This is a genomic window from Paenibacillus sp. FSL P2-0089, assembly GCF_038595095.1.
Classification (GTDB): Bacteria; Bacillota; Bacilli; order Paenibacillales; family Paenibacillaceae; genus Paenibacillus_AQ; species Paenibacillus_AQ silagei.
On the sequence record NZ_CP152006.1, the window covers coordinates 4,128,952 to 4,148,963 of the forward strand.

General features: G+C 52.9%; 18 protein-coding genes. 6 read left to right on the forward strand and 12 right to left on the reverse strand.

Annotated elements, in window-relative coordinates; genetic code table 11:
- Positions 1-86: 86 nt before the first annotated feature.
- Positions 87-1,175: a transposase gene (locus NST69_RS17115; RefSeq protein ID WP_342546443.1), complete on the reverse strand. Its 1,089-nt coding sequence runs from the start codon at positions 1,173-1,175 to the stop codon at positions 87-89.
- Between the two features lie 141 nt (positions 1,176-1,316).
- On the opposite strand from NST69_RS17115, the gene NST69_RS17120 reads away from it, so the two are divergent.
- Positions 1,317-2,186: a LysR family transcriptional regulator gene (locus tag NST69_RS17120; protein WP_342546444.1), complete on the forward strand. Its 870-nt coding sequence runs from the start codon at positions 1,317-1,319 to the stop codon at positions 2,184-2,186.
- A gap of 164 nt (positions 2,187-2,350) precedes the next feature.
- On the opposite strand, the gene htpG is transcribed toward NST69_RS17120, so the two are convergent.
- Entirely contained in the window at positions 2,351-4,234 is a 1,884-nt protein-coding gene (gene htpG, locus NST69_RS17125) for a molecular chaperone HtpG (protein WP_342546446.1), read from the reverse strand.
- 229 nt (positions 4,235-4,463) lie between these two features.
- Here htpG and NST69_RS17130 point away from each other — a divergent pair, with 229 nt between their 5' ends.
- Together NST69_RS17130 and NST69_RS17135 are read left to right on the forward strand one after the other, a co-directional pair.
- Positions 4,464-4,922, forward strand: a complete 459-nt coding sequence (locus NST69_RS17130) for a GyrI-like domain-containing protein (protein WP_342546447.1) — start codon at positions 4,464-4,466, stop codon at positions 4,920-4,922.
- An 86-nt stretch (positions 4,923-5,008) separates the two neighbouring features.
- Positions 5,009-5,410 (forward strand): hypothetical protein, encoded by a 402-nt coding sequence (locus tag NST69_RS17135; protein WP_342546448.1) that lies wholly within the window; start codon positions 5,009-5,011, stop codon positions 5,408-5,410.
- A gap of 274 nt (positions 5,411-5,684) precedes the next feature.
- Here NST69_RS17135 and NST69_RS17140 read toward each other — a convergent pair whose 3' ends face one another.
- The 4 genes from NST69_RS17140 to NST69_RS17155 are packed head-to-tail and all read right to left on the reverse strand — an operon-like array spanning position 5,685 to position 10,854.
- Positions 5,685-7,055 carry an MBL fold metallo-hydrolase gene (locus NST69_RS17140; RefSeq protein ID WP_342546450.1) on the reverse strand — a complete coding sequence of 457 codons (1,371 nt, stop codon included), beginning with the start codon at positions 7,053-7,055 and terminating at the stop codon, positions 5,685-5,687.
- On the reverse strand, positions 7,052-8,737 hold the full coding sequence (locus tag NST69_RS17145) for an iron ABC transporter permease (RefSeq protein ID WP_342550190.1): 1,686 nt from the start codon (positions 8,735-8,737) through the stop codon (positions 7,052-7,054). Before NST69_RS17145 ends, NST69_RS17140 begins: the two co-directional genes overlap by 4 nt.
- Positions 8,738-8,761: 24 nt before the next feature.
- A complete protein-coding gene (locus tag NST69_RS17150; protein ID WP_342546452.1) occupies positions 8,762-9,847 on the reverse strand; it encodes an ABC transporter substrate-binding protein in 1,086 nt (361 codons plus the stop codon).
- Between the two features lie 2 nt (positions 9,848-9,849).
- Positions 9,850-10,854 carry an ABC transporter ATP-binding protein gene (locus NST69_RS17155; RefSeq protein WP_339310116.1) on the reverse strand — a complete coding sequence of 335 codons (1,005 nt, stop codon included), beginning with the start codon at positions 10,852-10,854 and terminating at the stop codon, positions 9,850-9,852.
- Between the two features lie 169 nt (positions 10,855-11,023).
- Here NST69_RS17155 and NST69_RS17160 point away from each other — a divergent pair, with 169 nt between their 5' ends.
- Together NST69_RS17160 and NST69_RS17165 are read left to right on the forward strand one after the other, a co-directional pair.
- Positions 11,024-11,914 (forward strand): LysR family transcriptional regulator, encoded by an 891-nt coding sequence (locus NST69_RS17160; protein WP_339310117.1) that lies wholly within the window; start codon positions 11,024-11,026, stop codon positions 11,912-11,914.
- A gap of 119 nt (positions 11,915-12,033) precedes the next feature.
- Complete coding sequence (locus tag NST69_RS17165; RefSeq protein ID WP_342546458.1) at positions 12,034-12,903, forward strand: CYTH domain-containing protein; 870 nt, start codon at positions 12,034-12,036, stop codon at positions 12,901-12,903.
- A 130-nt stretch (positions 12,904-13,033) separates the two neighbouring features.
- Here NST69_RS17165 and NST69_RS17170 read toward each other — a convergent pair whose 3' ends face one another.
- Entirely contained in the window at positions 13,034-13,930 is an 897-nt protein-coding gene (locus NST69_RS17170) for a LysR family transcriptional regulator (RefSeq protein WP_209879570.1), read from the reverse strand.
- A 119-nt stretch (positions 13,931-14,049) separates the two neighbouring features.
- Here NST69_RS17170 and dapA point away from each other — a divergent pair, with 119 nt between their 5' ends.
- Positions 14,050-14,955 (forward strand): 4-hydroxy-tetrahydrodipicolinate synthase, encoded by a 906-nt coding sequence (gene dapA, locus NST69_RS17175; RefSeq protein WP_339310121.1) that lies wholly within the window; start codon positions 14,050-14,052, stop codon positions 14,953-14,955.
- A 112-nt stretch (positions 14,956-15,067) separates the two neighbouring features.
- On the opposite strand, the gene NST69_RS17180 is transcribed toward dapA, so the two are convergent.
- The 5 genes from NST69_RS17180 to NST69_RS17200 form a co-directional block, all read right to left on the reverse strand.
- The gene (locus NST69_RS17180; RefSeq protein WP_339310123.1) at positions 15,068-16,597 is read right to left on the reverse strand and encodes a DEAD/DEAH box helicase; all 1,530 of its coding nucleotides are present in this window, start codon (positions 16,595-16,597) and stop codon (positions 15,068-15,070) included.
- 220 nt (positions 16,598-16,817) lie between these two features.
- A complete protein-coding gene (locus NST69_RS17185; protein WP_036692683.1) occupies positions 16,818-17,390 on the reverse strand; it encodes a phosphate propanoyltransferase in 573 nt (190 codons plus the stop codon).
- A gap of 161 nt (positions 17,391-17,551) precedes the next feature.
- A complete protein-coding gene (locus NST69_RS17190) occupies positions 17,552-18,538 on the reverse strand; it encodes a membrane dipeptidase (RefSeq protein ID WP_342546463.1) in 987 nt (328 codons plus the stop codon).
- Between the two features lie 159 nt (positions 18,539-18,697).
- Positions 18,698-18,958: a stage V sporulation protein S gene (locus tag NST69_RS17195; protein WP_019910496.1), complete on the reverse strand. Its 261-nt coding sequence runs from the start codon at positions 18,956-18,958 to the stop codon at positions 18,698-18,700.
- Between the two features lie 215 nt (positions 18,959-19,173).
- Positions 19,174-19,968, reverse strand: a complete 795-nt coding sequence (locus tag NST69_RS17200; protein ID WP_036724768.1) for a TIGR00282 family metallophosphoesterase — start codon at positions 19,966-19,968, stop codon at positions 19,174-19,176.
- Positions 19,969-20,012 lie beyond the last annotated feature (44 nt).

A 20,012-nucleotide genomic window follows, 5' to 3' on the forward strand; every position in this document is an offset into this window, starting at 1 on the left:
TAGCGGGCGCATACGTTTCCGCTTTGCCCTACTGCTAAGTTAAGGGCGAGTTCATTCGCCCATCCTAGATCAGAGCTTATAGCTATCTAGGCTGGCAGACTGTTACCATCTGCCACAGGTTGACGCCTGATGTTGATGGCACCGACCCGATCCCGATGTGCTGTATAACCGCAGTTGCAATGATACGTTCGATCCTTCGCTTTGTTCCGCTCTCCACAAGAGGGACAGGCTTGCGAGGTGTATGCCGGATTCACTTCAACCACTTGGATTCCAGCAAGTGTCGCTTTATATGCGATGAACATTTGCAACTGATAGAACGACCATTGATGTAGATTTTTAGCGTTTTTACGACTTGTTCTTGTCGTCTTACGAATATTCGTCAGTTTCTCTAGCTTGATGACAGACACCTTTTCTTGAATCGCCATATTCACGATCTGGCGGCTGATTTTGTGATTCTGATCTTTCATAAAACGACTTTCCTTGTCGGTCTGTTTACGGATCGCGGATAACTTTTTAAGCTTTCCTAATTTGCGGCGATAGCTGCTGTACTTACGACGAACAAATTTGTTTTTACGTCCATTTCCGCAAAATTTTGTCTTGCCACTTGAGGTTACGGCAACAGCAGGCACTTTCAAGCCTAGATCAATCCCCATCACTTCATCACCATCGACTGGTTTGGTAGGGCGTTCGATTGAAATTTGAACAAACCATTTTGCTGATTTTTGAACCACGCGCAGAAGTCCAAGCTTCCCATTCGAAAGGATGTCTCGCTCCCGATCCGAAAGAAGCGCAGGAACCGCAAGACGTTGTACTTTTCCATCCAGGATCACCGGGAAAGAAATGGTGTTGCCCCAAATCGTATAATTTTGATTGTTCACGTAGTACACCCTCTTTTGGAGAAGAGGTCGCTTCTTCGTTTTCTTGAACCGCTGAAATAGGCTTTTGGCATCTCGAATCACTTGATTCTTTACAGCAGAGGGGAGATTGGCATGAACGGTTTTTGAAGTTAGTTTCGGAAACGTTCCAGATCTTTCTGCTTGCTCCGTTAATTCGTTGACGGTTCGAATATATTCGCCCCCCATATCCACCAGTACAGACGGACGGGGTGGAAAAATGCGGATTTGAATCGTTACGGTTTGCAGGGTCTCACCCCCTTGTTTATTGTTCCTCAACATATCGTTTCTGTTATCCTTCTTGAAAAAAATAAAAGACCCGTTATGATTATGTCATACCCGCTTACATATTCATAATATTGGTTTCGTATCTATCCCATATGGATAACGTATGTCATAACCCTTACAAATGGAGGCTCAACCATGGATATCCGCCAATTAAAGTATTTCCTGGCGATTGCCGAGGAGGGACAAATTACATCCGCAGCCAGGAAGCTGCAAATGGCCCAGCCCCCGCTCAGCCAGCAGCTCAAGCTGCTGGAGGAGGAGCTCGGAGTCAAGCTGGTGGAGCGCGGACCGCGCAGCATCCAGCTGACGGATGCCGGAATCATTCTGCGTAACCGGGCCCAGCAGATTCTGGAGTTAACGGACTCCACCGCCCGGGAGATCAGCGACTATGCCAAAGGACTAAAGGGGAGCCTTACCATTGGAACGGTCTCTTCATCAGGCGCTACCCTGCTGCACGAGCCGCTGACAGCGTTCCATAAGCGGTATTCGGGCGTAACCTTTGAGATTCATGAAGGCAATACGTTCTTGATTATCGACTTGTTGAACAAGGGCATTGTTGAGGTGGGCATTATCCGCACCCCGTTCAACACCAGCAATCTGGAATGCCTGTATTTCCATTCGGAGCCGATGATCGCGGTGATGGCCGCTGATTATGACTGGGCCCCTAGCCAGAGTGCTGCTCAGCTTGGCGAGCTGCAGGACAAACCGCTGATTATCTATCGCCGCTTCGAGCAGCTCATCCGCGAGACCTGCCTGGAGCACGGCTTTGGGCCACAGATCTTCTGTATGAATGATGATGCCCGGACCACGCTGCTCTGGGCCAATGCAGGACTCGGGATCGGCATCGTGCCCAAGTCGGCGTTCGAGCTGGCCAATCACAGCAACCTGATCTACAAAGAGATCCTTTGCGAGACCCTGCGCACCCGCGTAGCCGCCGTATGGATGAAGGATAAGTATTTGTCGTCCCTGGCTACCAAGTTCATCGAGACCTTCAAGTCACTCTAATGGCCTGCTTATCTTCTGGAGGATGTCCAATTTCGACTCCCTTCATCCTGAGGATGAACGGCCCGCAGCTTGGCTTCATGCGCACGCCAAAATCCCCGCACCGGTCAAGCGTCAGCGCGGGGGTTCTTCTGAATTACGGTCTTAAGGCTGGCGGTTGCGCCTGCTTAGACCATGATTTTGCAAATATCATTCGTGAACTGCACCGGATCATTAACCTGCAGTCCTTCGATCAGCAACGCCTGGTTATACAAGAGGTTGGTGTACAGACCCAGCTTCTCCTTGTCGCCTTCGGCAGCCGCTTTCAGGGACTTGAAGACATCATGGTGAATGTTGATTTCCAGCACCTTGTCCGCTTGCACATCCTGGCCGCCGTTAGGCATGGCCTTGAGGATTTTCTCCATCTCGATCGTGAGCTCGCCTTCAGTGGACAGGCAGACCGGATGGGATTTCAGCCGTTTGGAGGCTTTGACTGCCTTCACTTTGCCGGACAGAATGCCCTGCATAGCTTCGAACAATCCCTTGTTCTCGTTCTCTTCCTCTTCGGATGGCTTATCCTCGGCACTCTCTTCAATCCCCAAGTCGCCGCTGGAGACATTTCTGAACTCCTTCTCCTTATAAGCCATGATCATCTTGATTGCGAATTCATCGATATCATCAGTGAAGTAGAGAATCTCATAGCCCTTGTCCAGCACCATTTCGGTCTGCGGCAGCTTCTCGATGCGCTCTACCGATTCACCCGAAGCGTAGTAGATATATTTCTGGTCTTCCGGCATTCTCTCAACATATTCAGCCAGCGTCACCAGCTTCTTCTCCTTGGAGGAGTGGAACATCAGGAGGTCCTGCAGTGTTTCTTTTTCCATACCGTAGTCGTTATAGACCCCGAACTTCAGCTGTCTGCCAAAAGACTTGTAGAACGTCTCATACTGCTCACGCTCATCCTTCAGCAGGCTCAGGAGCTGGCTCTTGATCTTGCTCTTAATGTTCTTAGCAATCATCGTCAGCTGGCGGTCATGCTGCAGCATCTCACGGGAGATATTGAGCGACAGATCCTCGGAATCGACCATCCCCTTGACGAAGCTGAAGTAATCCGGCAGCAGATCGGCGCATTTGTTCATAATCAGCACGCCGTTGGAGTAGAGCTCCAGGCCTTTTTCATATTCCTTGGTATAGTAGTCAAACGGAGTATTCTCCGGAATGAACAGAATTGCGTTGTAGACCACTGCGCCGTCCGCACTGATGTGGATGTGCTTCAGCGGCTTGTCGAACCCGTAGCGCTTCTCTGCATAGAAGTTGTTGTAATCTTCTTCGGTCAGCTCTTTCTTGTTCTTGCGCCAGATCGGCACCATGCTGTTGACCGTCTGCTCTTCGGTGACATCGATGAATTCATTCTCAGCATCTTCCTTAGGCTGTTTGCTGGTAATGTCCATCTTGATCGGGAAGCGGATAAAGTCCGAATACTTCTTGATGATTGATTTCAGACGGTATTCTTCCAGGAATTCGTCGTAGTTATCGTCCTCGGTGTTCTCTTTGATCTTCAGCGTAATTTCGGTACCGACCGTATCCTTCTCACAAGGCTCAATCGTGTAGCCGTCCGCACCCTGGGATTCCCATTTGAACGCCTGCTCGCTGCCCAGCGCCTTACTGATTACGGTCACATCGTCCGCCACCATGAATGCGGAATAGAAGCCGACCCCGAATTGTCCGATGATATTGTGTCCGTCCTTGGCTTCATTATCCTTCTTAAAAGCAAACGAGCCGCTGTTCGCGATAATCCCCAGGTTGTTCTCCAGCTCTTCCTGCGTCATCCCGATGCCGGTATCGGCAATGGTTAACGTGCGGCTTTCTTTGTCAGCGGTTACTTTAATGTAGTAGTCCTCTTTATTGAACACCAGACTATCATCGGCCAGTGCCTTGTAATAGATTTTATCGATGGCATCACTTGCATTGGAGATCAGCTCCCGCAGAAAAATCTCGCGCTGCGTATAAATGGAGTTAATCATCATTTCCAGCAGTCTTTTGGATTCAGCTTTAAACTCTTTTTTAGCCATGAATAAATAAATCTCCTTTCAAAAGTAACCTTCGGATTGCGGAGCATCGTTTAGCACTCCACTCACTTGAGTGCTAACACTCCCTTTTATATACCATATTCTAGTTTTTGATGTCAACATCTTGCCGCCTAGGAAGCCCACAAAAAAAGAAATGCATTCTATTTTAGTCCATGTTAGCATTCGGGTTGTACTCCATTTGACCACTTAACCACAGAAAGGATAATGATTAATGATGAACATTCAGCTCGAAAGCATTCCGGCAACACGCATAGCTTATGTACGGCAGACAGGCCCTTACGGCCCCGGCAACGCTCAGGCGATGGAACAATTGAAAGGTTGGGCGCGGGAACAAGGCTTGCTTCAAGGCTCGGCGGTGCTGTTCGGCATTCCGCAGGACAACCCTGCAACTACAAGGCCGGAGCTTTGCCGATATGATGCCTGCATCAGCCTGACTGAGAGTCCTCCCGCCGGGGCCTCAGTACCTTACGGTGAGCTTCCCGGCGGAGTCTACGCAGTGGTAACCCTCCAGCATACGGCTGAAGCTGTCGGACAAGCATGGGCCGAGATTCTCCCGGCGTTGTCACGCAGCGGCCATAAGCTTGATCCCGGGCGGCCGATTATAGAGAGATACACGGAAGACTTGGTCAGCAGGCATCTTTGTGAGCTTTGTTTTCCTGTGCTTGAGTAAGGGCAGGAAGGTGCTTTGAAAAGCGGAAGACCCGAAATCCATGATATAGCTACTTAGGACAGCCTTTATTTTGGAGCAGGATCAGTGTGAGCGCTTGGGTGGACGCTCCGCAAACAGAACGTTGTTCCCATCGCTGTTGTGTCCAGATTTTTTCATTCCCCCTTAGCGGTGAAAATCCGGACACAAAGGCGAACGCTCCGCTTGTCCACAATCATTCTGCCCGCTCCGCTGTTTATGCGGGTTGCGAAATTTCTCTCACCGACCGCTTGCTTGGAGCCGCATTGTTGCACATTTTGCAGGATTTCTCTAAAAATGTTACTGGCTATTGTACATTGTTGCATCAATTGCAGGAATTCCGGTGCTTGGAGCAAGTTAGCGCTGGCTTTGTTGCATTTTATGCAGGATTTCAGCATCAGTCGTTTCTATTGGGCCGTATTACTGCACTTCTTGCAGGATTTCTCTACAATGTTACGGCCTGCGGAGCATGAGGCCCATCCACATCACAGCAGCACCGATTGTGTTCGGATTTTCGCCTACATTTGGACCTCACGCCTCGCGCCTGCCCAATGTGTTCGGTTTTCCGCCTACATTTGGCCCACGCGCCGCCCCCCAACAAATTGTATTCGGTTTTTCAAATACATTCCATCCGCTCCCCTTTAGACATCCGAAGAAATTCATAATTTCCTAAAAAATAAGAAAAGAGGCCATCTCTATAAGTGGAATTTCCGCTTACGAGAGACAGCCTCTTTCATCTTTTCATAGTTAATCCAAATCCAGCGTTTCCCCCGGTCCCATAGAATGCAGCGTGCAGCCCATCAGCTGCCCGCCCTCGATCAAGGCTTCGCGGAGCTTGTCGGTCTCCGGTTTCGCGGCATGAACCAGCACGGCGTGCCGGACCGGAAGAGACTTCAGCATACGCTGCACATCTTCCCGGCCCTGATGCACCTTGTAGCGCAGCTTGAGCACCTCGCATTCTCCATGCTGTCCCGGTTCATGCAGCAGCTTGTATCCGAAGGTACCGGCCGCTACATGACCGGTGATCAGCACGGAATAGGTTGAATGGGACGCCCACCTCGCGTAGTACCAGCGGGACAAGGACGATTGCATCATGCCATCCGGCACGAACCACAGGGAAGGGCCGCAGCCTGACAGCAGCTCCTCCCTCTCCGCCTCGCTCTGCGGCATCGTCCATCGGCGGGCGGCAAGAAAGTCTGCTATGTGATCCGCTGCGGAATACCCTCCTGTTCGCTCAGCACTCCTAAGCCAGAACGGCGAGGCTGCCAGCCGCCTCATCCCCTCTATCAGCTTCGCCTCCACTACCATCGGCAGATCACCGAATAGCTTGGCGGCCCACAGCATCATCTCCTGGCCGCGTCCGCCTGCCGGAACCGGGAGCAGCACCTTGCCCCCCCGTGCCGCAGTCCTGCGGATGGCCTGCTCCAGCTGCCTTAGCTTATCGGACTGGGTCTCCTCGTCCATTCCGTACGCCGCATCGGCCACCGCCAGATCAAGACGCTGCCCGCACGACCATACCCTCAGCCTCTGGCCCGCATCCGGGATGCCCCCGGCTGCTTGTATCGCCTCAGCTGGTGAATCAGCCGCAAGTAACAGGGATTCCGCCGTATAGTCGCCGGAATAGAAGATTGAGCGCCCTTCCGCAGCGATCAGGAACCATACAGATCCCGCCAGATGCCCGCTTCGTCCCCACATGACCTGAACCCCGGGAATCAGTCTGAACCAGGACAGGCAGTTGCCCTCTTCCTCCAGATACCGGTAACGGATCGCTTGTTCATCTGCTTCAGTGTATGGCAGCTCATGGCCCTCACGGCTAATACTTGAACGCCAGGAGCGTAAGTAAGCATCCAGTTGCGCCCTTGTTTCCCGCGTTGTCCATACCTCACCCTTGTAACCCTCCGCATACAGCAGCGGCAGCGCTACCGAATGATCCTCATGGGCATGGGAGAGCAGTACCATGTCCAGCATTGCCGCCTGCCCGGGTTCGATGAGGGGATATTGTCCGGCTCCGCCTTTTTTGACGCCGCAATCAAGCAGCAGACGGTAGCCCCTTCCACTCAGGAGGTAAGCGGAACGCCCGTGTTCACCGGCTCCGCCCCATATGGTCAGCTTCGTCATAATCCGGTCCACTTTGTTCTGGAATTCAGCAGTTCAATGCCGAGCAACAGCAGCACCGTCAAGCCAACCGATACCACCGCCATGGCCATGCCAAGCGATACCTGCCCCTGTTCGAACTGGGCAAAAATATACGTAGCCGAGGTCTGCATCGAAGGCGGCAGAATCAGCAGCGATCCAACCAGCTCCCGTACAGATATGGTGAAGGTCATCATCCAGCCTGCCAGCATACCGGGCATAATGAGCGGAAGCAGAATCCGCCGCAAGATATAGAACGGGCCTGCTCCGCTCACCTGGGCCGCTTGAAACAGCAACCCGTTAATTTGCGAGAAGCTGGACTTCACATACTGCACAGTATAAGGAAGAAACAGCACCACGTACGTAAGCACTACCATCCCGTAGGTGTTGTAGAGCGTGAAGGGCATCCATGGCGCATTCCAGAGCAGAATCAGCCCCACCACCATTACAATGCCCGGAACCGTATTAGGCAAAAGACTCAGCAGATCAATGATCCGCTGCAGCCGCCCCGAAGACCTGCCGATGGCCAGGGCAAGGCCGGCTCCAAGCACGACAGCCACCGATGCTGCGGCAAGCGACAGCCCCAGACTGTTCCCAATCGCCTTCAGGCTCGCCGATCCCCAGGAGAGCAGCTCCCTGTAATGATCCAGCGTCAGATTGTCCAGCGACAGCCCGGAACCGCGCAGCTTCATCAGCGAGGCGGCGATAATCGAGAAGTAGGGGATGCCTATGGATAATAGCAGCAGGGCAGCCAGATACAGGCCCGCTAGCCAGCCTGCACCGCCGCGCAGGGAATACATCTTGGAGCGCTGTCCCTTGCCCCCCACCAGACGGTAAGTGAACCGGCGGCTGACCGCCGACTGCATGTACCAGATGACCAGACAGACCGACAACAGCACCGATGCGAGCGATGTAGCCTTGCCGAAGTCAATCGGCCAGCTGGAAATGTATTTATGAATTTCCGAGGTCATGACATAATAGCCGATCTTGCGGCCGAAGGTAGCCGGTGTTCCGAACTCCGCAATCGTCTTGACGAAGACGAGCATCACCCCCATGCCATAGGCCGACAGCAGCAGCGGCATGATGATCCGCTGGAAGCGGTAGCCTGCCTTTGCCCCGTGCACCGCTCCCGCCTCTTCCAGATTGCCGCCTATGCGGATAAGTGCATCCCGAAGCAGCAGATACAGGAACGGGAACAGATGCATGCTCATAATGAAGACCATTCCCCAGAAGCTGAAGAAAGAATCACTTAACGCAACCGCACCCGGAAGCCACTGCTGAAGATATCCGCCTTTTTGCATGAACAGAATCCAGCCCATGGAGCCGATATACGGCGGGGTCATGAATGGAATCAGCAGAATAACATCAATCCAGCGGTGCAGCCCCATGCGGGTCTTGGCCATCATCCAGGCCAGCGGCATCGCAAGCAGCGTAGTTCCTGCCACTACGCATATACCAAGCCATACCGAGTTCAGCAGCACCCCGGACAGACTCTGTCCGGTGATCGTACGGAGAGGGGCCATCCAGTCCAGCCGCTGATCCGGGGTAACGCTTTGCCAGAAGATGAGCAGAAGCGGAATGCCGATGCTGACCGCCAGCAAAAAGAAGGAGAGCAGCAAGCCCGCTCTCCGAAGTATCCGGTTACTGTCCATGGAGACTGGACTCATTGCTTTCACCTCAACCTTAATCCTTTATTTGTAAATTTCCGCGAATTTCGAAGCCGTCTCATTTCCATGCTCACTCATCCAGGTCCAGTCTGCCTTAAGCTGCGGGATGTCTTTCAGATTGGTCCGGTTCAAAGCTTCAATATCCTCGCGGCCCGGTATGAGATACGCATCCGCTACCAGCTGCTGAGCTTCATCAGACAACAGATAATCAATGAATGCTTTAGCATTGGCCACGTTCGGACTCGTTTTCAGAATGGCTGCCGGTCTCGGACTTACCACTGTACCCTCCTCAGGATAGATAATATCCAGCGGCTCTCCTTTGGCTTTGGCCTTGTAGGCCATATAATCTACTCCAGCTGCCACAATACTCTTAGCTCCTGTAATCACCGGATCAAGCGCCTCCTGGTTCGCTCCAGCCATGGCAACACCGTTCGCCTTGTAATTCTTGAACAGCTCCCAGCCCTGCTCGCCGTTCACACTCAGATAGCCTGTGATGAAATCCAGCGCCGAGCCTGACAGCGTCGGATCAGGAATGTTAACGGCATCCTTCCACTCCGCATCTGCCAGCTCTGCCCAGGTCTTGGGCGGATTCGCTACCAGCTTCGTATTATAGACAATCCCCAATGCTGATGCGCTTGAGCTGAAATAATTGCCTTCTGCATCCGACCAGTCCTGAATCAGCTTGTCCTTATTGGCCGCTTCCGGGTAGGGCAGCGTCAGCCCCTCCGCCTTAAGAGCCTGTGCGGAAGGCAGGGAAGCCAGAATCACCACATCGGCCACCGGGTTTGCCTTCTCCGCTTCCATCCGGGCCAGAATCTTGCCGGTCGTTCCCTGGAACATCTCCACCGTGACACCTGTCTTGGCCTTGAAACCATTCACAATATCGTCTGCCAGGCCCTGCGGTCCGGCGGAATACAGCACCAGCTTGCCGCTTAACGCAGCTTCTGTAGCTTCAGGAGTTGACGAGGCTGCCCCAGTTGCCTCAGGTGTACTCGTGCTGGCCCCGCCGGCACTGGTGCTGTTGCCCGTACCACAACCCGCCAGACTCATACTCATCACAGCAGATAACAGCAGCACTGCCCCTTGTTTACGCGGTTTGTTCCATTTCATGGTTATGATTCGCTCCTTTTAGGTTCTTCTTCATTTGAATTCGAATTCATCCGGCATATCCGCCGCGGTGAGACATAGAGCTGAACCCTTTCTCCTACAGGAATCCGGTTGTTCAGATAGGCTGTCCATATTCCGGCCCCCTCCACCTCCGCACGGATCTCATAACGTTCTCCGGCATAACTGACACTTCGTACAACAGCGGAATAACACAGATCATCGCCCGCCGTCCGGCTCCAGCCGATATGCTCAGGCCGCACCATCTCCTGCTCCGGCGTAAGCCAGTTCGACTTGCCGATGAATGAGGCCACGAACGGTTCTGACGGTGTCTCGTATACCGCTTCAGGAGTTCCAGTCTGCAATATCCGCCCGCTTTTCATAACGACAATCTCGTCGGACATCGACATCGCTTCGATCTGATCGTGGGTCACGTAGAGTGCAGTGAGACCCATGTCCCGCACCAGCGACATCATCTCCACTCTCATCTCTTCCCGGAGTACGGCATCAAGCGCGCTTAACGGCTCATCGAAGAGCACCACACCCGGACGGACAACTACCGCTCTGGCAAAAGCAACCCTCTGCTGCTGACCGCCCGACAGCTGATGCGGATACCGGTTCTCCATCCCCTGCAGCCGGACCATCTCCAGTGTCTCCAGTACCTTGCTCCGCAGCTGCGCACGCTGCCCTGAGGCCTTCAGCCCGAAAGCCACATTCTCATACACCGTCATATGCGGCCAGAGTGCAAAATCCTGAAACACCATCCCGAAATTCCGCTTGTGCACCGGAACATCGATCCGCTGCGCAGCGGAGAAATAACATTTCCCGTCAGCGTATAATTCCCCGCCATCCGGGCGCTCAAGGCCCGCTAACATCCGCAGCAGCGTGGTTTTGCCGCAGCCGGAAGGCCCCAGTAAGGTAGTGAACTTACCGTGCTTCAATTCAAGCCCGGCAGGCAGCAGCGCCGGTTGTCCGCCAAAGCTTTTATGAATCCCCTTTATCTGAATATTCATTTCGATCCCTGCCTGTCTTCTTGAGCTGTCCTCAGTCTAACGTCTGTATTCGCAGGTTGTTTATTTTTCATGTAAACACGTAATTAACTTTATATATGAATTCTGTTAACGTTCATAGATAAAATCTACGGTGGGGGATATCCCACTAACGATTGGAAGAGGTAACTCCATGAATCTGATGAAACTGCAAATTATTGAACTGATCGACCAGCTGCACCATATGACCAGCGTAGCCGAGGTACTCGGGATCAAGCAGCCGACCGTAACCTTTCATATGAAGTCGCTTGAAGAAGAGCTCGGGGTCCGGCTGTTCGAGGCCCGCAGCGGCAAAACCTTTCTCACCGAGGCAGGACAAGCCCTCCTTCATTATTCCGTGAAGATTAATGCGCTTGCCCGTGAGGCCCGCCGGGTAGCCGGAGAATTCGACACCCTCTACCGGGGAACGCTGCTGATTGGGGCCAGTTATGTACCTGCAACCTATTTGCTGCCATCCATATTACATGCGTTCTCCCAGGAGTTCCCCGGCATCCGCATGGCTCTGTCTGTGAAGCCCTCCCCGGTCATCCGGGAGATGCTGATCCGCCACGAAATCGACTTAGGTGTGATCTCCTCCGAGCCTTTCACGGAGCCTGCTCTGCAGGCTGAATCGCTGATTACAGATGACCTCGTCCTGATCTGTTCTCCTAAGCATCCTCTCGCCCGCAAGACTCAGCTTACTATGGAGGAGATGAGTAAGACTCCCTTTGCGCTGCACGGAAGCGAATCCAGTACCCGCCGCCTGACGGAGCGCTGGTTCGGACAGCAAGGGCTGCAGCTGCGCAATACGATTGAGGTCGATTCACTGGAGGCCATCAAGCAGCTCGTGCAGCTGGGCGGCCACATCTCCGTGATGTCCCGGATGGCGGTACAGTGGGAGCAGCAGCAAGGTCTAATTCAAGTGCTGCCTATTCAAGGGGAGATGTCACCGCGTTATATCTATGCCGTGCATAACAAGGACCGGCATCCTTCAGTGCAGATGGAGAGCTTCCGGAGCAGCCTGCTGGCCACCAAAAACTGTTAGCCGTCATTGAGTAAGTCTATGCAGGATTAACGCAATTCCCCTTTCACTTTAACTGCTCCCATATACTCAACCCGTAAAGTGGGTCATGTACCCAAACCTGATCATAGGAGTGATGATGCTTGAGAAAATGGAAAAAGCTTACCCTGTCCTTCATGCTGAGTATTGTGACAGTAGGGGGTGGAATGGCCGGACAGGGTATTCTGCTGCCGGAGCGCGTCTCAGCCGCAGCTAACGCCGTTCCAGCCTATGAGGTGAAGTTTCTGGCAGACCCTGATCTTGTACTGGACAGCAGCGGATCACCGCGCAGCGAGGTCGTGGATACGTTCGACCTGAATTCTACTCCACAGGCAATTCGAGTCGGGTATTTCGATACCGACACGCTTGAGCTGAACAGCAAGGGGTGGGATGTGCGGTTGCGCAAAAAAGAGAACAAATCCGATTATGAATTGACCTACAAGAAACGTTATCCTGTCGTGAACGGAAATATCCAGGCAGCGCTCACCCTGGCGAATCAGGAGGGCTTCGACGCTTCAGATGACAACTATGAAGCAGAGGTGGATTGGGGGTATGGTAAGCAGACCCTCAGCTTCTCCAATACCAAGAAGGTCAGCACCAAAGCTGCCGGAGCCGTACTCCCTTCTGAGGAAGAAGCCTTGAAGCTGCTGCTGGACAAGCTGCCGGGCAAATTGAAGAACTGGTCTGCATCGAACTGGGGGAAGCAGAAGCTGGCAGCCTCCCGGGCGCATGGCCCGTTGACCTTCGAGCGGTATACAGGCACCTGGAACAATCAGGAGATCACTCTTGAGGTATGGCCAGTGCGTGATGAGGCGGGAAGCGGCATCCAGAATATCGTGGAAATTTCGTTCAAAACCACCGATAGCACCAGTGTAACCGGGTTACGTGCCGGGCTGATGAGCCTGCTGAACGCCGAGGGCTGGCTTCTTCCTGCTGATGGCCTCAAGACCCAGCTGATTCTGGAAAGGTATTAAAGTAATCATCAATATTAGCTTATAACTCAAAAAGAGCACTGCCGCACCCTTCATGAGGGCGATACGGCAGTGCTCTTCTGCTGATATGAATTTGTTACGAGACGGCTCCCCGCTGCCCGGTACGTTACCATTACAGCGCAACAGTCTTCGCCTTGGCATCCTCAAGCAGCATCTGAATCAGCGACTGGAGCGGCAGGGACTTCCACTTCTTCGGATGCAGCAGCAGTTGCAGATCGAAATGAATCTCCGGGTGGGCAAAAGACAGCTCGGACAGGTTCCCCCGCTCGATCTCCTCCTCCGCCACAATCCGCGGCAGCAGCGCTATGCCCAGGCCATTGCGTACACAACGCTTAATCGCCTCCAGATTCGACAGCTCAAAACCAATCCGGAACACGATCCCGTGGTCCCGGAGTAGGTTCTCGAACAGGCTGCGGTAAATGCAGCTCTCCTCGGAGACAATCAGCTCGCAGTTGTTCAGATCCTGGAGGGTCACCTGCTCCAGCCGGGCCAGCGGATGGCTGGCTGGTGCCACGAGGACAAGCGGCTCATCACGGATAATCGTTCGCGTAAGTGCGCTATCCACCGTGCTGCGGTCCAGCAGAAGACCGATATCAACCTCTCCGTCCCTGATTTTAGAGATCAGATTGGCCTCCTGCTCGGTCTGCAGATGAATATTCAGACCAGGGAACATCGTCCGCAGCTGCTGCAGGAACGGCGGCAAATAGAAGGCTGCGAGCGAATCAATCGTTCCAATCGTAAGCGTTCCGCCGATCTGCTGGGCGATTGTTTCCTTAGAGCGGTCATAGAGATCCAGAATCTCCACGAACAGCTTAAGCAGTTCTTCTCCCGGCGGTGTCAGGCGCAAGGCGCGGCCATGCCGTTCGATAAGCGGCACGCCGTATTCCTTCTCAATCTTCTGTATCTGCGTCGTGACGCTGGACTGTGCATAGCCCAGCTCTTCAGCCGCACGCGTGAAGCTCTGCCGCTTGGCCACTTCGCGGAAGGTCCGCATATACGTTAAGTCCATCGTCTCACCCTAACATCAATATTATTGATAACCTACATCATTTATTATAGCTAACAACGATGCAATAATCCATGGTACAGTAGAACAAACGGATTTTACATTTTTGGAGGACGATATTCATGTTAACAGAAGAACAGATTTATGGAATTTATGTTCCCGTGGTCACCCCGTTCCATGCTGCTGGTGAGCTTGATCTGGAATCGTATCAGCGTTATGTGAACAACATCATCAAGAACAATATTCATGGTCTGGTCGTCAATGGAACCACTGGAGAATCGCCGACAGTCAATATACAGGAATTACAGTCGCTCGTGGATACCTCACGGGAACTTCTGAAGTCCAGCTCTATCCCGCTCGTGGTGGGCACAGGTACAAATGATACCTACTCTACCGTGGCCCGTACTGAGCTGGCGGCGAACGCAGGTGCCGATGCCGCACTGGTGGTTGTCCCTTATTACAGCCGTCCGTCCCAGGAAGGCATCATCGCCCATTTCCGCAAGGCGGCAGAAGTGGGTCTGCCCATTATGGCTTACGATATCCCGGGCCGCACTGGAGTCGGCATGACGCTGGACACCGCCCGTACGATCCTGGAGATGAACAATGTCGTAGGGTTAAAAGACTGCTCCGGCTCCCCCCTGCTCGTCTCCGAGCTGTCCAAGAGCGGCAGCAAGCCTGTGCTCTGCGGCGACGATCTGCATTTCTTCGACATGCTGGGCTACGGGGCCGCCGGAGGCATGCTGGCCTCAGCCAATGTACATACCGGCCGCTTCCTAAGCATCTACGAGCAGTACAGAGCCGGTCAGATTGAGGCTGCACAGGCTGCGTATGATCAGCTAGTGCCGCTGATGAAGCTGCTGTTCAAGGAGTCCAACCCAGCCCCGATCAAATGGCTGCTCAGCGAACTCGGAGAGCTCTCCTCGGATACGCTCCGCTTGCCAATGACTTCCATTAGCACCGCGCTGCGCGAGGAACTGGGCGCCTACCTTGCAGAGGAAGCTGTCAGCGGCAGACAAGAAGCGATATAACCGTTAAGAGGCCATGGAGCAGACAAACACCCGCCATTTTCAGTGAGATACTGAGAATGGCGGGTGTTTATGTTAGATAAGGTCAAGCATTACTGCACCTTACAAAATCGAATTACGAGCGGCCCGCTTTAGCCGCTGGACGGCTGGACGGACGTCCGCTCTGACCGCCAGGTCTGCTGCCCGAAGGGTTTGAACGGCCGTATGAACCGCTGGACGATTTCTGGCTCTGGCTGCCGCCTGGACGCCCGTTGGCATTAGCCTGGCCCCCCGAAGCACCTCTCGCTCCACCGCCAGCATAACTGCTGCCCGATGCGCTTCTAGCTCCACTGCCTGCTTGACCGCTTCCAGAAGCGCCTTTAGCGCCACCTGTGTTGCCGCCGCTCTGCTGTTTGCCTTGCGCAAACCATTCCGACTTCGGCTTGCGGGGCGGATTCGTCTTGGCTTTCTGCGACGGTTTGACCGGCGCTTTGCCAGGACGGTCTGCCAGCAATGCCAGATTGCTCTTAGACATCGGATACGCATGCTCCTTGATCTCCGGAATCGTCTTGCCGATCAGCTTCTGGATATCCTTCAGATAGGGAATTTCCTCCGCTTCGCACAGCGAGATGGCGATGCCGCTCATCCCCGCACGGCCGGTCCGGCCAATACGGTGAACATAGGTTTCCGGAATATTCGGCAGGTTGAAGTTGATGACATGGGACAACTCATCAATATCAATTCCGCGCGCAGCGATGTCTGTAGCTACCAGTACGCGTGTCGCTCCGCTCTTGAAATTTCTCAGCGCATTCTGGCGCTCATTCTGTGATTTGTTCCCGTGAATGGCCTGTGCTGTAATATTAATGCGGGTTAAATCCCGGGTTACCCGGTCCGCGCCGCGTTTGGTGCGTGTGAATACCAGTGCCGATACAATCGACGGGTCCTGCAGCAGACGGTTCAGCTGATTCTGCTTATTTCCGTTCTCCAGCAGATAGATCGACTGCTCAATTCTGTCTACCGTGGAGGATACCGGAGTAATCTCGATTTTCACCGGATTGACAAGCAGTGTCTTTACCAGCTGCGAAATCTCCGCAGGCATAGTGGCTGAGAAGAACAATGTCTGCTTCTTGAGCGGCATCTTGGCGATAATCCGCTTCACATCATGAATGAAGCCCATGTCCAGCATGCGGTCCGCTTCATCCAGCACGAGAATCTGCACATGCTGCAGATCCACACGCTTTTGGCTGATCAGGTCGATTAGACGGCCCGGTGTAGCAATCAGAATGTCGGCACCGATTGCAAGCGCCCGCTCCTGTGCCTTCTGTGATACTCCACCGACAATGGCTGTCGAACGGATGGTTGTGAACTTGCTGTAAGCCTGAATGTTCTCTTGAATTTGCAGCGCCAGCTCACGGGTAGGCGTAAGAATCAGGGAACGGATGCGCTTGCCTCCGCCGGTTCTGCCCGGCTGCTGGCTCAGCAGCTGAATAATCGGCAACGAGAAGGCCGCCGTTTTACCGGTACCTGTCTGTGCACAGCCCAGGATGTCTCTGCCGGCTAATGCCGCAGGAATAGACTCTTCCTGGATCGGGGTCGGGGATGTATAGTTTTCCAGGCTAAGCGCCTTAAGAATCGGGGGGATCAGGTTCAAATCGTTAAATGTCATTTTATCTCCTTCATTGTGCATACATATATTGGTGAATCCTTAATTCCATTACTGTATATTCCTTTTGCGGCGTCTCCACATAGCGCTCAGCAAAGTCATAACACATAATGATAACACATAAAAGCGAATATGAAAACTTTCATTTCTTTCTTTTCAAAAAAAACTACAACAAAAAAGCAGAGGAAGGGTCCCCTGCTCTTGTCTTACCTATTATAAAATACTAGTCTAGGATTTCAGCGGTATCGCCATTATTGGCACCGGCAGCGTTAGCTTCATCGGTATCGATGTGCATGTCCAGCTTGAAGCTGTCGGATACGCGTGCAATCACGTTCTCCAGCACCAGCCCGCGTTCGCCGCCCAGACGTACCTTCAGGAGCTGCTTATCGGCAATGCCCCAAGCTTCTGCTTCGGAAGTATGGAAGTGGATGTGGCGCGCTGCTACAATAACACCAGTCTCCAGCTCAACTTCACCGGCAGGTCCTTTAATCGTAATTCCTGGTGTTCCTTCAATATTGCCGGATTCACGGACAGGTGCCTTCACGCCGAGGCTGAAGGAGTCTGTGCGGGATACTTCCAGCTGCGAAGCCGGACGGGCAGGTCCGAGGATTCTTACTTTGTCGAACTTCCCTTTCGAACCAATGACAGCCACTTGCTCATTCGCTGCGAATTGTCCGGGTTGGGACAGCGGTTTGAACTCGGTCAATTGATAACCTGGGCCAAACAATGCTTCTACGTGCTCCTGCGTAAGGTGAATATGCCGGGCCGACACACCTACGGGTACAGTCTTGCTCATTTTTAAGTCACTCCTTGTATTTTCTCTAGTATCTGTACAAGCCACTGAACATTATACCTCTAATTACCTGAAAATAAAAAGACCCGCATCACAATGCGAGGCTTTTTTCCGGGCATATTACGATTCTGTGAATGCTTCATCCTGGTTTTTCCAATTCATAGTCACTTCCTGGTGAGAAAAGAGGGTAAACCTGCGGAAGAAGGCAGCTGCTCCCTCAAGAACCCCAGCGCATTCTCATACAGCCAGCCCCGTACATCAGCTTCGGGATAGTATTTCAGCAGCATCTCGGCGAACTCCGCATATTGCCCCGGATGCTCCAGCCCTTCTACCCACGCTTCAATTCCGTCAAAATCCGAGCCGAACATCAGCTGTCCGCTCCCGCCAAGACCACAGACATGCTCAATATGCCTCCGCATATCCTCCCTCCGGGCTGCTCCTTCATCCCGCACGAACCAGGGGACAAAGGTAAGCCCGATTCGCCCATCCTTGGTAATCAGTGCCTTCAGCTGCTCATCACTCAGGTTGCGGGGATGACTGCAGACCGCTGCGCAATTTGAATGCGAAGCAATGAACGGACGGGTACTGAGCTCCAGCAGCTCCCAGAAGCCTGCCGGGGCCAAATGCGACACATCCAGCAGCATTCCGCTCCCGTTGCACCAGTCGATCAGCTTCCGGCCATGCTCAGTGAAACCGCCGTTCCGCCGCTCCAGCACACCGTCCGCAGCCCAGTTGGCATAGTTCCAGGTAATCCCCAGGCAACGCACACCCAGCTCGAAGCATAACTGGGCATAGAACAGATTGCCCTCCAGACCGTCCACGCCCTCCAGAGAGAGCATTCCATAGGCCGGTGCAGTGAAGCTGCCTTCCTGCGCTTCTTCCTTCCACCTCAGCCACTGCAGCCCTCCAGGACCGGTAACCTTTTGATGGAAGCACTCGATTTGCCCCAGAATATCCTCGAACTTTGCCCTTCCGCGCACCGCAGACAAATAGATGGCAAAAACCTGCAGTCCGACATTTCCCTCTGTCAGCCGCTCTGCGGTCACATCCAGCCGGGGATCATTCTTGAAATCTATCCCTGGATTCGCCTGCAGCTTACTCAGAGCATCACAATGAAAATCCGCCACCTTCAGCCTCCTGTTTCCCACCATAGGTCAGCTCTCCTTCTTTCTTCACCTGCTGAATATCCAAATGAACCGTTGACAGCCCAGCGTCTATTTCATGTATATGCACCTAACTGAAGCGGCAGTCAGCACAGCAAAAAGCCTGTTTACAATGTAAACAGGCCTAATCTAAATGATTCACTTGAGTTATCTAGGTTCTACAATAAGTTTGATAGCCGTCCGGTCTTCCCCATCAATCACTATATCCGTAAAAGCCGGAATACAGATCAAGTCCACTCCGCTAGGTGCGACAAATCCCCGGGCGATGGCAACGGCCTTCACGGCCTGGTTCAGTGCTCCTGCTCCAATAGCTTGTAGCTCGGCCGATCCACGTTCGCGAAGAACACCTGCTAATGCGCCAGCAACGGAATTTGGATTGGATTTAGCTGATACTTTTAATACATCCATAGTAAGTACCTCCCCTGGGAAAATGATGGTGTTCTTCTTCCACTACAGTAGATGTTATTCGCTTCAGAAGAATTAATTCCTTCTTTTTGCGGACCTCTCCGGAGAAAATAGTTCAAAAGATACTCTTTTTCGATATAATAAATATCACACTTCACCCAAAACAAAATGAGTATTACCGAATTACCTATTTGCAAGTAGAAACGGCATTGCCGTCCTTAGCTCATCACCCATTCATCCTCACGCAGCCGGATCTTCTCCAGTCGTGTCGCTCTGCCTGTAGCTTCATCAAGTTCTGCGAATAGACCATGCAGCTGCCATTTGCCTTCGTCGACTACAAACCGGGAGGGAAGCTGAGTTGTAAATTTATAGATGATCGCATCCTTTTCCATACCCAGAATCCCTTCTCTTGAACCAACCATACCCGCATCTGTAAGATACGCTGTACCTCCAGGCAGGATCACATCATCATTACTCTGCACATGAGTATGTGTGCCGACTACAATCGAAGCCATTCCATCCATAAAATAGCCCATCGCAATTTTCTCGGAGGTTGCTTCAGCATGGAAATCCACCAGAATGCACTTATGCTCTCTGCGCAGTTCCTCCACAATCTCCTCGCCTACCCGGAACGGGTCATCAATCGCCGGAAGAAAGGTACGGCCCTGCAGATTCACAATCGCCAGCTGCTTGCCGTTCCCCTTAACAACGGTATATCCACGGCCCGGTGTCCCCGGCGGAAAGTTAGCCGGACGGATGATCCGCGGCTCGTCGTCGATGAACTCGAAGATATCCTTGTTGTCCCAGGTGTGGTTGCCCATCGTAATACCGTGGATACCCCAGTTAAAGAATTCGTTAGCGATAGCAGCGGTGATCCCTCTGCCGGCAGCGGCATTCTCACCATTGGCAATGATGATATGCGGCTGATATTTGCTTTTCAGGGAAGGCAGCATTTCACGCAGCGCTTTTCTGCCAGTATTGCCTACAATGTCTCCGATAAATAAAACTTTAATAATCTTCTCCTCCTAAATTTTGGGTTTGTGTATGCTCTGCCAAC